Genomic DNA, 410 nt, shown 5'->3' on the forward strand with positions numbered 1-410 from the left:
TGACGGCCGCCTCGAATGCGGCCGCCGCCGCGGCAGCGAATGCGGCCGCCAACGCCAATGCCAGCGACGCCGCGGCACTGGGCATCGCCGCCACGGCCACAGCGAATGCCGCCGCCGCCGCCAACACGCAGGCAGGACTCACCGACGCCGTGACGCTGACCATGGCAGCGGACGCTGCCGCCGGCGTCGCCGCCTGGGATGCCTCGATCGCCAACGCCACCGATGCCGTGGCCCTGCAGGCTGCCGCCGATGCCGCCGCCACGAACGCCGCCAATGCCCAGACACAAGCCAACATGACGGACGCGCCCACCCTGGGCCTGATCGCCGATGCGGCGACCCTGGCAGCGGATGCGGCGCAGGCGCAGGCCGACCTGACCGACGCCGCCGCGCTGGCCGTCATTTCCAACGCC

At 74.1% G+C, this 410-nt stretch carries 1 protein-coding gene; it reads left to right on the plus strand.

Going from position 1 to position 410, the window contains the following annotated elements; genetic code table 11:
- Positions 1-410: hypothetical protein (locus GCN75_RS29910; protein ID WP_405002846.1), on the plus strand; the 410-nt coding region annotated here is incomplete at both ends.

It is taken from the genome of Janthinobacterium violaceinigrum (assembly GCF_009208555.1).
GTDB lineage: Bacteria > Pseudomonadota > Gammaproteobacteria > Burkholderiales > Burkholderiaceae_D > Janthinobacterium > Janthinobacterium violaceinigrum.